Source organism: Metabacillus litoralis (assembly GCF_007994985.1).
GTDB classification, from domain to species: Bacteria; Bacillota; Bacilli; order Bacillales; family Bacillaceae; genus Metabacillus; species Metabacillus litoralis.
This window is the reverse complement of the sequence record NZ_VOQF01000005.1, coordinates 80486-96800: the sequence shown is the minus strand read 5'-3', so window position 1 is coordinate 96800 and position 16315 is coordinate 80486. Positions and strand designations below refer to the sequence as shown.

At 33.2% G+C, this 16315-nt stretch carries 9 protein-coding genes; 2 read left to right on the top strand and 7 right to left on the bottom strand.

What is annotated here, in order from left to right:
• Positions 1–3: 3 nt before the first annotated feature.
• Complete coding sequence (locus FS935_RS08655) at positions 4–1167, bottom strand: glycosyltransferase family 4 protein (protein WP_146947589.1); 1164 nt, start codon at positions 1165–1167, stop codon at positions 4–6.
• A gap of 56 nt (positions 1168–1223) precedes the next feature.
• On the opposite strand from FS935_RS08655, the gene FS935_RS08650 reads away from it, so the two are divergent.
• Positions 1224–2450: a glycosyltransferase family 4 protein gene (locus FS935_RS08650; RefSeq protein WP_146947587.1), complete on the top strand. Its 1227-nt coding sequence runs from the start codon at positions 1224–1226 to the stop codon at positions 2448–2450.
• A gap of 301 nt (positions 2451–2751) precedes the next feature.
• Here FS935_RS08650 and FS935_RS08645 read toward each other — a convergent pair whose 3' ends face one another.
• From FS935_RS08645 to FS935_RS23865, 4 genes are all read right to left on the bottom strand, one after another.
• Positions 2752–3249: a hypothetical protein gene (locus tag FS935_RS08645; RefSeq protein WP_146947585.1), complete on the bottom strand. Its 498-nt coding sequence runs from the start codon at positions 3247–3249 to the stop codon at positions 2752–2754.
• A gap of 245 nt (positions 3250–3494) precedes the next feature.
• Positions 3495–4241, bottom strand: coding sequence for a COG1470 family protein (locus FS935_RS08640; RefSeq protein ID WP_146947583.1), 747 nt, complete (start codon positions 4239–4241; stop codon positions 3495–3497).
• Between the two features lie 102 nt (positions 4242–4343).
• Positions 4344–5489 (bottom strand): non-hydrolyzing UDP-N-acetylglucosamine 2-epimerase, encoded by a 1146-nt coding sequence (gene wecB, locus FS935_RS08635; RefSeq protein WP_146947581.1) that lies wholly within the window; start codon positions 5487–5489, stop codon positions 4344–4346.
• A gap of 82 nt (positions 5490–5571) precedes the next feature.
• The gene (locus FS935_RS23865; protein WP_240050864.1) at positions 5572–7530 is read right to left on the bottom strand and encodes a L,D-transpeptidase family protein; all 1959 of its coding nucleotides are present in this window, start codon (positions 7528–7530) and stop codon (positions 5572–5574) included.
• Between the two features lie 93 nt (positions 7531–7623).
• Here FS935_RS23865 and FS935_RS08625 point away from each other — a divergent pair, with 93 nt between their 5' ends.
• Complete coding sequence (locus FS935_RS08625) at positions 7624–10008, top strand: S8 family peptidase (RefSeq protein ID WP_146947579.1); 2385 nt, start codon at positions 7624–7626, stop codon at positions 10006–10008.
• 37 nt (positions 10009–10045) lie between these two features.
• Here the strand turns inward: FS935_RS08625 and FS935_RS08620 are convergent, their stop codons facing one another.
• Positions 10046–13072: a glucosaminidase domain-containing protein gene (locus tag FS935_RS08620; protein ID WP_146947577.1), complete on the bottom strand. Its 3027-nt coding sequence runs from the start codon at positions 13070–13072 to the stop codon at positions 10046–10048.
• Between the two features lie 179 nt (positions 13073–13251).
• The gene (locus tag FS935_RS08615) at positions 13252–16056 is read right to left on the bottom strand and encodes a M14 family metallocarboxypeptidase (protein ID WP_146947575.1); all 2805 of its coding nucleotides are present in this window, start codon (positions 16054–16056) and stop codon (positions 13252–13254) included.
• Positions 16057–16315 lie beyond the last annotated feature (259 nt).

Here is a 16315-nt window from a genome sequence, read left to right as displayed (position 1 = left end):
TTACTATTTAAGAAGTTTTTTATAAAAAGCTAAAAGTTTTTTTTCTTCAATATCCCAATTATATTTTTCGGCGAAAGCTCCTTTTCCACTTTCCCCTAATACTCTCACCTGTTCTGGATCCTCTAATAAAGTGAGAATAGCTTTTGCTATGGATTGTGGTCGTTCAGGATTTATCATCAATCCACTATTAGACGATTCTACCACTTTTCGATAATGAGGAAAATCTGATGCAATAACTGCAACTCCAGCTGCCATATATTCAAAAAGTTTATTCGGTAAGCAAACTAAATGGTTTGGTACTGGTAAATAGGGAATAATACCAATAGATGCCTTAGCCAAATGCTCTTCAATCTTTTCATAAGGAACTTTACCCTTAAATAAAACTTTATCTTTTAATCCATTTTCAAAAACTAGTTCATGAATTTTTTTTTCAAAGGCAGTAGATTCGAAACTTCCAACAAATACAAGCTTAGCTTCTGGCTTTAGCTTAACAGCATGAGCAAATCCGACTACCAATTCTTCAATGCCTCTAATAGGGGTAATACCCCCTAAATATAAGATATAATCCTCCTCCTTGGATCCTGATTTAATAGGAGGAAACATGTCCGGTAGTGGATAGTTTTCAATTTTACATGATGTATACCGTTGATATCTTTCACCAACTTCTTCAGTTGTATAGATCACACCTGAAAGTATTGGTAGTGATATTTTCTCGATCAACTCATAAACCAGTCTAACAGGATGCTTTATCCACTTTTTCAAATACTTCTTACTCATTATTGCATTAGGGTAGTGTTCATGCACATCAAAAATTACTGGCTTCTTCGTAAAAATACGTAATAATACTCCAACAGGCAAAAGCTCTGGATCGTGAAAATGATAAAGATCGGCATTTGTTTTCTTCGCCATTTGAAAAACAGTAAATGCACGTAAAAATCTTTTCCACTCTTTCTTTGGTTTCTCTATTGGAACAAGCTTTATATCATCGTTTGCTATTTCCCTGTCAGGCTTAGGTGCTAATAGTGTCACATCATAGCCTGCATTTTTTAATGATTTACATTGCTTATGGTAAATTCGTCCATCATAAGCATGATGAACTGTTGTTAAAACACAAATTTTCGTCATAATATCATATCCTTTTACATATCCAAGTTGTAACTTTTCCATTTATACTTTACACTATAATATTGATAATTCCTAATTTTTTATGGAAAGGGTCTTCTATGAAAATAGTCTATATTACTCAGCATTTTCCACCTGAAATAGGTGCGGCACAAGGACGAGCTTATGATATGAGTTCAAATCTAGCAAACTTAGGTCATGATGTACATGTGCTAACAACCTTCCCTAATTCAAAGCCGATAAAAAAGGTATTTAAAAAGGAAAAGGTTAACCATCTAACTGTTTATCGATCTTTTCGTATAAGAGATACAAAAACAAGCTCAATACGTAGACTTGCAAATTACTTATCCTTTATGGTTTCTAGCTGTTTATCAGGCTTGTTCATAAAAAAACCTGATGTTATCTATGCAACATCTCCTCAATTATTTCAGGGAGTAACAGGTTACTTTTTAAGCAAAGTACACAAAACAAAATTCGTGTTCGAAATTCGGGATTTGTGGGTAGACTTTGCCGAACTTTTAGGACAGTTCGAAAATAAAAAACTTCTAAATCTTGCTCGAAAGCTTGAAAGCTTTCTTTATAAAAAAGCAGACCACATTATTGTTGTAACACAAGGATATAAACAGCGTCTTATTGACCAAGGAATACCAGAAGAAAAGATTACGGTCATACCAAATGGAGTAAATCCGGACTCATTACCACAGTCACAAGGATCACTTTCTTTAAAGACGAAATATAATATTGAAGGCAAATTTCTTGTACTATATGCTGGAAACATCGGTGCGGCTCAAGGCTTGTCAACCGTTATAATGGCTGCTGAACTACTAAAGGATGACCCAACATTTGCTTTTATGTTCATCGGTGAAGGTGTTGAGAAACAGCCCCTAATGGAACAAGCAACATCTCGAAACCTTTCAAACGTGATGTTTATAGATAGCAAAAAAAAGGATGAGCTTTTAGGGTATTACGAAGCTGCTGATATTGGAATTGTATCTCTGAAAAAGCATCCTTTGTTTGAAATCACGATACCTTCTAAAGTCTTTGACTATATGTCGATGTCAACTCCGATGCTGATCGGTGTAGATGGTGAAGCTCGCGAAATTGTTGAAAAGCACAAAGCAGGATTTTACTATGAGCCTGAAAATCCAGATGAATTTGTTCGAGCATTAAAATATGCACAAAGCCATCCAGAACAATTAAAGGAAATAAAGCAGCATGTTAAGAATCGGCTTCTGGAGTCGTTTAATCGGGAAACTCAGGCGAATGAGTTAGCTGAGACTCTAGAGCATTTGACGACAAATAACAAAAGGAAGTTTCAAGACACATAACCAATTAAAAAAGTTTGAGATTGTTGATCTCAAACTTTTTTAAGTAAGACATAATTTCAGTGACGTTCTCTATCTTCCCTTTTACTGAGTCAATTGGTATAAATAACTCATACGTTTCACCATTTCCACTCTGATAGGTGATAACCCAATTTAGCTCAACTAACATTCTTTTATAATCTTTTTATTAGTATTCCACTAGTTTAAAAAATTTAGATAAATCTGTCGATTTTTACCCAACCATAAATCGCACAGCAAAAATGCGGCGCATTCATTTTCACCTATCGTACCCGGTCAACAAAAATCACATATATGCTCCATTAGCATCAGGTAATTCCTTATACTCTTCTTTATTTGAAATAATACTGTGAATAAAATCTTCAAGTCTAATCAAATTTAGCGCATCATCTGGAATTTCACAGAAAGTTGTATAATTAAAGCTTTTAGTTTCCCCATTCATATGGATATTCCATTTCGAAAGGGAGGATGGCTGTGTTTCACACTCTTTTTCTTCCTCCAAATTTAATTCACCCATTATATCCAGTTTAATCATTTCATCATAAATTATTTGTTTTTCTCGTTTAGTAAGTAAAATGTTAGCTTCTTTTGTTCCATCTTCAACAAGGTCTTTAACAACAACATTATTAAATGTATCTATTTTTTGTTTTCCATTTATTCCGTAATTAAGACTAAAATTAAAGTCATCTGGCATAGAATTATTTTGTGAATTAGTATAACCTGCAATAAAGATTGATGTTATAACGATTATAAATAACAGTAATTTCATTTGAATGTTCTTCATAAATATCCTCCCTTTTTAACTATGACGAAATCATAGGTTAATAACTTCTATTATTAAGCTCTTTTGGTAATTCTTAGCTAAAGGGATACTCAAAATCTTTTTTTACCTGTATACTACTATCTTTATGGCTTACTCTAAATGTAAGACTAGTAGGCTTATCTGCTGATGAATTGTTTTGAATAGCCTCATTATGACCTACGGAAAAGCGTCCATTTCACACTACAAACAAAAGAGTAAAAAGATTCTCACTCTTCATGGATATTTCTCACCTCACCCGTTTCATAGTCTACAGCAATAATGATTCGATCATATTGACTATGATTGCTTTTAAAAATAATATGCCATTTCCCTTCAGTAAGGATTGATTCTTCTCTTTCATACTGTTGGTCTATTCGATTCATCCACTTCACCACTTCTGGATGTTGTTTGGCTACGTCAATTGCTTCTTTTATTGGAAGTAAAGGAAAATCAGTATCCTTTACTACAATTGGATAATGACCATTCAAATTTATTTTCTCCTCTGTATCAAGTGAAAAAGTGACATTGTAATCCCCTTCAGGAGCATCAAGTAGATCTTTTTGATCTACCATGATTTTTGGATGATAGGTAATTTCCTTAGATAGAATTTCACCAGGTTCTAACGACACAATATCATCTGGATTATAGATGTCTCTACACCCAGTATTATTTTCAATGCCATCCCATAGTCCCAAATGTTCTGTAGGAGATCCGGCAGAGATCCATAGTGGATTACCGCACCTACTGTTATAATGAACAGCTTTATCACCTATGTTTTCTACTGTTGCTTTGATCTTTAAATTCTTATTAGGTTCAAGAGTATTGGTTGAGAGTTCTGCTTTTAGTAAAAGTCCATTATTTTCTATTTCGTAGAAAATTGGTTGTTTTTTTATATCTTTAGTTGTATTTGATGTTTCAATTGAACAACCTACTAAACCAAATATAAGAATAAAAATGAATACGATTTTTTTCATTTAATCTCCTCCTTTTACACTTAAACAGACGGTGAATAAGGAAAAAAGTTACAAAAACAAAAAAAGACGACCAGTTAAAAATCAACTAAGTCGTCTTTTTCTTTATGGTCGGAAGGCTTCCGGTTTTTCGTCTCGCTTGCCGAAATGATGAAGAATCGCTCTAACAATGCGGTTTGAAGCATTTCCATCTCCATATGGATTTGAAGCTTTAGACATCTTGTTATATGCTTCATTATCATTTAATAGCTCGTAAGCCATTGAATAGATCGTCTCTTCATCAGTTCCTGCTAACTTTAACGTACCAGCTTCAATTCCCTCTGGTCGCTCAGTTGTATCACGTAATACAAGCACTGGAACACCTAATGATGGAGCTTCCTCTTGTACACCACCGGAGTCTGTTAAAATGATAAAAGCACGTGAAGCAAAGTTATGGAAATCATATACACCAAGTGGTTCAATTAAATGAATTCTAGAATCATCTCCTAGGATTTCATCAGCTACTTCACGAACAGCAGGGTTTAAATGAACTGGATAAACGACTTGAACATCATCATGCTCTGTTACAAGGCGCTTAATTGCACGGAACATATTTCTCATCGGTTCACCTAGATTTTCACGACGGTGAGCCGTTAACAAAATCATTCGATCAGACCCTACTTTATCTAAGACTTCATGAGTGTACGAATCGTTAACAGTCGTTTTTAATGCATCAATCGCTGTATTACCTGTCACGTAAATCGTTTCAGCCTTCTTGTTTTCCTGAAGTAGATTTTGTTCTGATTTATCCGTTGGTGAAAAATGAAGATCAGCGATAACCCCAGTAATTTGTCTATTTACTTCCTCAGGGAATGGAGAGTACTTATTCCAAGTTCGCAGCCCAGCTTCAACGTGACCCACTGCAATTTGATTGTATAATGCCGCTAAGCTGGCAACAAATGTAGTTGTCGTATCACCATGCACAAGGACAAGGTCCGGCTTAACATCCTTCATAACCTCATCAAGACCTTCTAGAGCACGAGTTGTCACACCTGTTAGGGTTTGACGATCCTTCATAATATTTAAATCATGATCTGGTGTTACTTTAAATAGTTCAAGAACTTGATCAAGCATTTGACGATGCTGTGCAGTAACCGTCACAATTGACTCAATTTCTTCTGGATATTTTTCTAATTCAAGAACAAGTGGTGCCATTTTAATTGCTTCAGGTCTTGTTCCGAATATTGTCATTACTTTTATTTTACGAGTCATGTTATTAAATACTCCTTTTATTTTTATAAAATAAGTTTCTCTTCATAAATTAGCACAAATTACAATATTCTACAAATTCCTCTTACTCAGTATATACAGTGGGGTTTGAGGCTTTTGTCCCAATTAAGATATGTGGATTTTTTTCCACCTTTAAATTTTGAAGGACATTAACTAGCTTGGTTTCTGCTATAGCAACACATCCAAGTGTTGGGCTAGCAGAGTTTCTCCAGACATGAAGGAAAATAGCACTACCTTTACCTTTAATAACTGGATCATCATTATAACCAATAATAACTCCATATTGATAAAGTGAGTTTGACATTCTTTCAAAAGAGTTCCACTTTGTTGAAGGATCACCTTTATATGTTATTCCTTTATTATAATCAGATGAAGTAGGATCATCGACCCAATAATCATTTTTAGTAGTTTTAGTATAAGGGTAGTTAACTTTAGAAGGCTTAGTTTTTATGCCAAATGCATCTCTTAAAGGATATAAACCAATAGGTGTTTTTCCATCGCCCTCACGTTTATTTCCACTAGAACCATTCTTTCCTAATACAGCACTTGTCTTCAAGGTTCTCCGCCAAGAATCTCCTTCTTTTTCATACATACTCAATGTTGCATAAATAGAAGAACTATTTTTTGACTCCACAACAAGAATTTGTTTAGAATCGATATTCTTACTAATCAAATACTTGTCAAAGTGACTTTCAAATATTGCATTCTCTCTATTAATGTATCCGTATCTTCCTGCTATTTCTACTTTAAACCAACCGGTGTAAGCTTGAGTCACATTTACTATTGTTGAGTTATTTAAAGTAGCGAATGGAACTAGACTACCTGTCGTATTATCATAAACTATTGTGGATTTATTCATTTTAATTGTACCAATAGAGACTTCTTTTTGTTTTACTTCGTTCTTTAATGAACCATTTTGGACTGGCGATGTTTTAGACTTTTGAATATATGCTATTTTTCCATTTAATGAAATAGCAAGCCAACTACTGTAGTGTTTTTCAATTGGATATACTTGCCCTTTTTGAATCGTACCTATATGTTTAAGCCCTGATTTTCCTTTTACATATATGCCAGTATTAACGTTTGCCTTGAAATAACCTATCTCGTTACTGAAAAGTAATTTTGTATTTTCTTTTTTAATAAATCCCTTACGGTTTGCAAAATCCACTTCATACCAGCCACTATATTCCTTTACTACTGAAAGTGTCACATTATCTAAAAATTCCGCAAAAGGAGTTAACCGACCAGATGTATTGTCATATATAACAGTTTGTTTTGTGGTAGACACGAAGAAAGTCGAGTCTCCATATTGATTTACTTCATTGCGTAAAGTAGAAGAACTAACTGGGATAGTATTATCTTTGTTAACATATGCTTCGCCTTGGTTAAATTGTATTTGATGCCAATCTGTAAATCCTTTTAAACGAGGATATACTTGACCTTCCTCAAGAATCCCTACCTTAGTAAGACCTTTTGAAGTTTTTTTATATACATTAAGATCTTCAAGAACCTTGAAGTAAGAGTCTTTTGCCGTAAATCCTGTAGATACCTCTGATTTTCTAATATAACCAATCCGATCTGATAGTTGAATGCTAATCCAGCTTGAATATTCCTTTAAAGATTTATAACTTGAACCTGCATTCAATACACCCATTGGCTTTAAAGTACTTCCTGAATTATCGTAAACTGTAACATTAGTGTTAAGGGTAAACTCTCTTGCAGTATGATTTATATGTGTTGATTTTTTTTGTTTGGTTTGTGTTGTCGTATCTCCTTTATTTATATACATTTCTTTTCCTGCAATCCTGAACTGATGCCAACTTGAATATTCATCTTCACTAGCAAACGTTTGGTCTTTTGCTAATGTTCCAATCACTATTAAAGATCCGTTTTTCTTTTCATATATGTCTGCTGTATCTGAAGTTACAGTAAATGTCACAAGATTATCTGCCGCAAAAGCATTATAATGATAAGAAAAGAAGAAAGAAATGATTAAAGCAATAATATAAAATAAACGTTTCATTAGTACCTCCAGTTTTCTACTTACTTGATCTGTCACCTTATTATAATAGAAAAGCACTAAAATATCATTCTAATCTAGCAGGAGGATACAAATATGCACTCACATTTAAAGTACTCTCTACAAACAATTATCATATTTATTCTTTTATCATTAGGGTACTCAAATACGCACGCACAAGAATTAGTTGAAGAACAATATGAAAAGGTTACCGTATTATTTAATGATAAAGTTGACCATACACTCATCCCTACAGATAGAATAACCTATTATTTTGACACCCTGCCAGCTTATTCTGCATTATTGACATTAAATGAAATAGAGGCACTTCGAAAAAACCAAGATATTAAACTAGTTAATATCGATAAACCAGGAATAACTATCTCTTCAACACAGTCAATTGACTGGGGACATGATGCTATAGGTGTACCGCAAATGCAAAGGGCTTCATTAACTGGTAAGAACATTAAAATAGCGATACTCGATACGGGTATTGATAGATTCCATCCAGATCTTAACGTTTCAGGTGGAAAAAATTTCATTGACAATACAGAAGATTATAAAGATGAAAATGGTCATGGTACGCATGTTGCGGGTATTATTGCTTCTTTAAATAATGATATTGGTACATTAGGTGTTGCTTATAGTTCTAGTATATATGCACTAAAAATTTTAGATGCTAATGGTGAAGGATCAACCACAGAACTAGCAAATGCCATTGATTGGGCCATAGAACAGAAAATGGACATTCTTAACATGAGTTTTGGCTTTAGTGGCAGTGACCCTATTATCTCAGAGCTTTTAAATAAAGCGTATAAGAATAATATCTTACTAGTAGGTGCTGCAGGAAATGAAGGTGTGAATTCGATAAATTTCCCTGCTAATAATAGAAATGTTATAGCAGTAGGTGCTGTTAATATCAAGAAGCAGCTTGCTAATTTTTCCAATACAGGTTCTCAACTTGAAGTAACTGCGCCTGGTGTTAGAGTGAGAAGTACGTATTTAAATAACCAATACAAATATATGGACGGAACTTCTATGGCTACTCCATATGTCACAGGTTATTTAGCCTTACTAAAAGAAAAGCATCCTACTAAAACAAATGAAGAAATCAGATCGTTACTATTAAAAAATGTTGAAGATCTTGGAGTTACAGGTCGTGATACAGTATATGGATATGGACTTATTCAAAGTTTTATTTCAGAAGAAAAAGATCCTGAACCAATTCTAGTAGATGCACCGTATTTTAAAGCTTTAGAAGATAAACTACCTGTATACGATAATCGTTCTGGTTCTCTCGTCAATGTTGGCTATTTAGAAAAAGGTCAGATTTATCAAATTGAAAGGCATTATACTAGTTGGTATCAAATTCGTTTTGGCTCTTATTCTGCATTTGTAAGGAAGACCAACACTTTACCGTTATCTAGTCATAATCTTAATAATTTAACTAATACATCAAACACAACAAACCGTGAATTTTTAGCTTTAAATGATTCTATTGTTTTGGACAATACTTCTGGTTCTCTTGTACCTTTTGGAATAATTAAATCCGGTACAACATACGCAATATCAACAAATTATACTAACTGGATAGGCGTTAATTTTGGGGGAAGAATTGGCTATGTTCAAAAGAATGATATTACAATCAAATTTAATTCTTCAGACCAGTTCTTTACAGTAAGTTCTGATCATGTTCCTATACTTTCTAATCGGTTTGATTCTAATACTAAGGTTGGCGTTTTAAATAAAGGAGAAGTATACAGAAGAATAAAAGAAATTGACCAATGGCATGAAATACAATATGGAAATAAATCAGTATACATTCAAAAAGATTATACAACAGTTGCTTTCTCACATTCATTAAAAAATTTATCAGGGAATAATTACAGCATTGATAGAACCTTTATTGCTAATGAGGATATAGAGGTTTATGATAATACATCAGGTCAACTTGTTCCTTTTGCTACTCTGTTTGCAGGAGAAAAACTTCCAATAGTAAAGGAATACTCAGGCTGGGTATCTATTATTATTGCAGATCGAATTGGTTATGTTAAAAAGGACAAGGTGACGCTTCAGTTTCTCATATCAGATCAATATTTTAAGGTGACAAATGAAACACAACCTGTATATGACAATCGCTCTGGCTCATTAGTAATTGTAGGATATTTAGAGAAGGGTCAGACATATAAAAGAGAAAAGGATTACACTAGCTGGCATCAAATATCATTTGGTGACTTTAATGGATACGTTTCAAAACATGGAACAATTCCAATTAATACTCTCCATGGAAAAACAGCTAGTCAGTTAAACAAGACTGGATATTTCCAAACAACAAATGAGAAGACCGTATATGATAATTCAACAGGAAAACTCATTCCATTCCTTACAATAGAAAAAGGAGTCACTTATCCGATTGTTAAAAGATATACCAGTTGGTATGAAATTAACATTGCTGGTCGAACTGGTTTTGTTAGAAAATAAACAGGAGCAACCAAATGGTTGCTCCTGTTTATTTTACTTATTGATATTTAGGAATATCTAAATATAGTTGATAACTTGTTAATTTATTATACATATTCATAAAATTTGATGTTTGTTTTTCAGCCCAACCTACATCAGTTGCATATTGATGTGTAGCAGGTTTAGCAGGATTCCAACGCATTTCATAAATTGTATCTTGACCATAACCGTTGTAAACATACCTATTTGCTACGAATTTTGCTCCACCAATAATGGCTGCTTCTGGAGTAAACCATTCTTCTTCATAAGCAAATTTTGAAGCATTTGCAGTTGCGTTTCCATCTGTTGCATTAATACCAAACATGTTATAAACTTTATATGTTTTCCCATCTGGTGCATTATAATTAACGCCAGTTGCAAGTGTAGATTTACCATTTCCTGTTTCTAACAATGCATGGGATACAAGATAAATTTCATTTATCCCCGCTAGTTTACTTCCTTTAGAAAAAGCATCTCCCATTCCTTCTAATATTCCTTTACCATCCAATAGATTGTTTAACTCCGTTGGATTGGCCCCAGCAAACTTAGAAAGTAAGACAAATTGATACATAGACTTTGTGTTTATATCAAAATTATTCGGATCTACGTATTCCCTTACATCTGACTCGTACGCGTTACTAAAACCACCAAAAATATGTCTCGGATATTCTACTTTATACCATCCGTTTCCGGCATAATCAACGATTGTTAACGTTTTGCCAAATGGTACATTATTATAAACCCATGTCGTTGAATTAGCATTCGGAGCTGATCTTAAATTAACACCTGATGTTCCTTTAACAGTTGCTAATTTAGGATACGTATCCTTTTCTTCGACAGCTGATATTAAATAGCCAGCAACATATGCATATTGAACCTTATATTTATCTGTTTGTGGACTAACCATCATCTGTTTATTAATCATAGTTTCTAGAGAATAATTATAATCAGTATAAGACACTTCCTTATAAATACCGCCTAGTGCATAGTCTCTTTTTACATAGCCTACACGGCCTGCAAATAAAATCCCCCACCATTTGTCTCCTTCACTTATAACAGGATAGCTTTGCCCTTCTTTAATAAAGCCAAAAGTCGTTAAAGGACTTGTTGAATTATCCTTTACTTCTAAGTCTTTTAAAGCTGTAAAAGTCTTTTTAGTATTTTGATACTTCGTATTTAAATTTTTTATCCCCGAATCTGAGCTAGGGGTTGTCCCTTCTTTTTGTACATATGCTTTGAAATCACCAAATTGGATCTGATGCCAGCTAGTATAATTAGCTGTTCGCTCGTATACTTGATCTTTAACTAAACTTCCTACCATAACTAGTGTTCCAGAACGATTATCATAAACTGGTATACTGTCTTTTTCAACTTTAAAAAATTTATCAGAATCTGTAAATTCTCTTATGGCATTCTTTTTTCTAATATAACCAAGTCGTCCTGCTACTTCAATGGCATACCAACTAGTATATTCTTTTAAAATTTTATAGGATTTATTATCTCTAACAACAGCAAATGGAACTAATGGACCTGGCTTTGTGTTGTCATACACAACTGAATCCCAACGAGGCGTAATTGAAATATTTGTAGCAGAATCATCACTCAGATTCTTAATACTCTTTCCATTTGCAGGGGTAGTTACTGATGAATGAACATAGCCAATAACATTCCCGAATTTAATTCCATGCCATCCAGAATGCTGCTCTAAGCGAGGGTATTCTTGACCATTGTATAAGTAACCAATTATTTTTGAGTTATCAGCAAGATCAGAATAAACCGGTGTTTTACCCTTTTCCTCAACAACTTTAAAGAAGCTATCCGTACTTAAAAAGGATGACACAGCTTGTGATTTTCTAATATACCCCACACGTCCTGAAACTAAGACACTGTACCAACTTGTGTATTCTTTTATAATTGTATGCTGTAAACCTTTTACTAGTGTTGCATATTGAATTAACTTACCAGTTGAATTATCATAAACTGGTGTATCAGTTAATGTGGTAATCATTCTTGTATTAGTGACTAGTAATGACGTACTATAAACATTTTGAATCAATTTCTCACTTGGCACTGTCCCATTTTTCGGGACATACGCATAATAATCACCATATGATATTTGGTGCCAACTAGTATAATCTCTTGTTCTTGGAAAAACCTGTCCTTTAGATAAAAACCCAACAAGCTTTAGTGAGGAAGATCTATTATCATAAATAGGAACTTGTTCATCAGTTACCCTAAAATACTTTGTATTCTTTGTAAATATTTCATTTTCGGGTGCAGTCATTAATTGTAGTTGACTGCTTTGATTTTCAACTTCCGTATCTTCTACCAAAGTTTCCTTTATTTCCTTTTCTTGAATATCTTCTTCACTTTCTTCAAGTGTATCACTGTTTTCTAATTTATCATCTTCAATAGCATCGGAATCTTCCGTAACTTCTACTACTTGAGTTTCATCAGTATGACTATTTTCTTCCTTTAAGTCTACTACACTTGAATTCTCATCCTTTAGATTAGACTCTAGTTGCACAAAGTAACTTTCATATTCTGTTCTGTCAACGATATAATCTATTCCACCCAATAAAATATAGATATAGGAATCATCTAATTTTTGTACAAATATCTCAGCACCAGGCTGAATTAATCCTCGATTAATATTTGTATTATCCATAAAAGGAATCGTTTTTTGATGAGAAAGTAGCATCCCTACAGATTCTGAATAGCTTAAGCCTAGTTCGTAACGCTTTAAAATTTCGTCACTAGTTTCTACCTGAACCGTAGATTCAACTTGAATTGTTGCTTCCTTCTCTCCAAAGTGAAAGGATAGATTCTCCTTATCACCAGGGATATTTGATACAAATAGTAATGTGTCTTTATATACTTTACCTATATTGACGCCATCATTCGACTTGATTTCTGTATCGGTAATAACTTTAATCAGATGCGGTTGTTTTTCTTCTCCAGCTAACATATTTTGAGGGAAACTAGATATCATTAATAAAGTTACTAACATCCATACTATACTTCTAGTAAAAAATTTCTGTATCACATTATCCTCCTCTTTAATTTCATTAAATACCTATCTATTATACTATGTCACGATTATAAACAAAACAAGACAAATTTCCCTATTATATTTGGAATTTTTTCTCTCAAATTAAATAATTACACTAAAGAGACTTAATATATCAAAAAAAAGCCTAGTTTTTAACTAGACTCCGAATCGGCTTACCTATTATTTCGATTCTTATATGCTTCATCTGCAAGCATAATCCCTATTGTCTTATTTTCTGACCAAATAGAGTCAAAGCTCTTAATTGGTACTGGGCGCGGGCCTACATATGGTGATATTTCTGGTGTATATCCTGGCTTTAAATGAGCAGAAATAAACCAATCCGTAAATCCTCCACCACTTGGATTTGATTTTGGTGTAACTAATGCATAACCTGTTTTATCTTGTATCATTTCCCCAATCTCTCGATCCCGATTAGTTCTTTCCTGACCTTGCTTAAAATGCCAATATATAATTTCCCCAGAAGAATGGTACGAAACGGATGTTTTAAAATCCTTACTATTTGTAAAATCGTACATAGCTCTTGCTTCAGGTTCACTTAATGGTTTTGGTCCTTTATAATTTTGAGGTGCAGGTCTTCCCGGATCTGATACGATATAATTCCAACCCGCAGGATATTGGCGATTTAAATCAACACCCCGAACATTTGCTTTCCATGCCGAAAAGTCTGTTTTCCCTCCATTTATTGCTAACACCTGTGAAGGGTTCTTCGTTGACTTATGACCTTTCTGCACTAAGGTAACACCATCTGGATTTACCATAGGTACAAACCAAATTGATGCTTTATCAAGTATACTTTTAATATTGTATCCGTCAATTTTTGTGTTCTTTACGTATCCTTGAGTGTATTGATCCATCATTTCCATAACAATATTTGTAGTAAGATATTCTCTGGCATGATGAGAAGCATTTAGCAGTATCTCTGTATGTCCTTTACCTATTTTCACAGCGTATATATTTCTACCGTCTACAGATTTACCTATTATTTCCTTTTTAGCTAAATCAGGATAAACAGATACAATTTCATTAATATCCGCTTGCATCTGTTCATATGAATATACGACTCTAGGATTCACTAAATCTTTCGCAACAGGAAGGTTAATTACAACATCACTTTTCTTAACATATCCATATCTGTCTGCAAAGTTGACTTTAATATAACTACCACGATCTTCAACATACGAATACTGATTATTTTTACCAATAGTAGCAAACGGAACTAAATCTCTACCAACATAATGATAGATCGCAGTTAATTTTGTAGTTTTGAAAGAACCAACAGAGCTATATTTATTCGAAGGATTCCTGTAAGATTGACTTGTAACAGGAATTGTCAAATCCTTTGCTACATATGCAAGCTTATCGTTAAATTGAATTTCATGCCAACTCGTATAATCCTTTGTTCTATGATATACTTCACCAGAACGAAGGTATCCAACAATTTCTAGTTGTCCACTACTATTATCATAAACAGGTACATTAGCAATAGTTGATGTGAAATAATGAATATCCTCAGAAAATTCTATCGAAGTGTCACTCTTTTTTATATAACCAATTCTACTCGATAAATCGATTTTTATCCATTTTCCATGATCACTAATAATTGGGTACTTATTTCCTTTATATAATTCTCCAAATTTTACTAGTGAAGATGAAGAATTATCATAAACAAATGTGTTGTTAGTTAATGTTACAAAAAAAGGACTATTTTTGTATTTATTATTTTCATTTTCAATCATATCCTCAGATGCTGGACGTGTCCCTTCTTTTTTCACAAAGATTGTACCATTACCATACTTTATTTCATGCCAACTCGTATAATCGTTAACACGAGGATAAACTTGTCCATTCATCAGTTTTGTTACTTCAACAAGTCCTCCATTTACCTTCTTATATCCAACTACATCATTGGTTAACACTTCAAAATATTTTATACTACTAGAAAACTCAGCATTAACGTTTTTCTTTTGTATATAACCAATACGACCGGATAAATCTATTGCATACCAATTAGTATACTCTCTTAAAACTGGTATTCTTAAGTCTTTATTCACAGTTCCGAAATGGACATTTCTACCAGTTGAATTATCATATACTGCAGTATTCACCTTAAAAGTTATATGTTGATTAAGGAATTTATTTGTTCCTACTCTATTATTAACAGCTGCACCGAGGTATGGAGTAGTTCCTTCCTTATGTACAAATGCTGTCTTTCCACCTAATGTTATTTCATGCCAGCTTGTATGATCATTGGAGCGTTCAAAGACATGACCTTTTTGCAAAATTGCTACTTGTTTAAGCTTCCCTGAATCCTTTATATAAACGGGTACTTCACTATTTGTCACTTTAAAATAAGGGTCTGACTTCTTAAATGTAACTTGAGAACTTACAGAAACTTTTTTATGTTCATTATCATTTGGTTTAGTAGATTCTGGTACTATCACTTCAGCATTATCTACTTTCTCTATTTTATCGTCTGCTCTATATAGAGATACCTTTTTATTAAATAAAACGCTTGAAAAATAACTATCAAACTGCTCTACATACTGAAAGCTCGAACCGACATTTACTTTGGCAATTTGTACACCATCATCATCTATTACTAGAAAAGGTTCTTCAGCTATAACCATATTTTCACTTTGATCCTGAACTGGTATTTCTTCAATTCCGTTATCTACCTTTTCAACGTAATCGGAATCAATTTTTACTAGATTGCCAAACCAGTCAATATAGATTTCAGTCTCTAACTGAAAACCATAAACTGTTGCACCTTTACTTATTTCTCCTATTTTTATATTTTGCTCACTAATAATTGGCGTATCATCTCTTAATGTAATAAAAACTGGAGATCTTTCTTTATCTATATTTTCTTGAGCAGAAGCAAGATGTAATGGGATTCCAGTTATGGAACTAGATAATAATAGGATGCAAATTAAAAGTCTTACTAGTATTTTTGACATATTCCTACAAGATACCTCCTTTTTTTACATAACAAATACTATTATAATATTATTATATTAATAGTAAAGACTTGTTTTTAACCATAAACAATTTATCTTTCAAGTTGCATGAATTTCATTTGGATTTTAAATTTAGTTTTAAATAAGAAGAAAAATTTTTATAGGAGTTTTGAAATGTAGGAGTTCTCACTAAAACATTAAAAATATTGAGCTTAGTGCCTTTATCAATTTGATATATAAAGGTTCATTTAATACAATT

What these genes read in the sequence shown, in the direction of transcription:
- FS935_RS08655 (WP_146947589.1), bottom strand. Translation starts at nt 1,167, where the DNA reads ATGGAAAAGTTACAACTTGGATATGTAAAAGGATATGATATTATGACG.
- FS935_RS08650 (WP_146947587.1), top strand. Translation starts at nt 1,224, where the DNA reads ATGAAAATAGTCTATATTACTCAGCATTTTCCACCTGAAATAGGTGCG.
- FS935_RS08645 (WP_146947585.1), bottom strand. Translation starts at nt 3,249, where the DNA reads ATGAAGAACATTCAAATGAAATTACTGTTATTTATAATCGTTATAACA.
- FS935_RS08640 (WP_146947583.1), bottom strand. Translation starts at nt 4,241, where the DNA reads ATGAAAAAAATCGTATTCATTTTTATTCTTATATTTGGTTTAGTAGGT.
- wecB (WP_146947581.1), bottom strand. Translation starts at nt 5,489, where the DNA reads ATGACTCGTAAAATAAAAGTAATGACAATATTCGGAACAAGACCTGAA.
- FS935_RS23865 (WP_240050864.1), bottom strand. Translation starts at nt 7,530, where the DNA reads ATGAAACGTTTATTTTATATTATTGCTTTAATCATTTCTTTCTTCTTT.
- FS935_RS08625 (WP_146947579.1), top strand. Translation starts at nt 7,624, where the DNA reads ATGCACTCACATTTAAAGTACTCTCTACAAACAATTATCATATTTATT.
- FS935_RS08615 (WP_146947575.1), bottom strand. Translation starts at nt 16,056, where the DNA reads ATGTCAAAAATACTAGTAAGACTTTTAATTTGCATCCTATTATTATCT.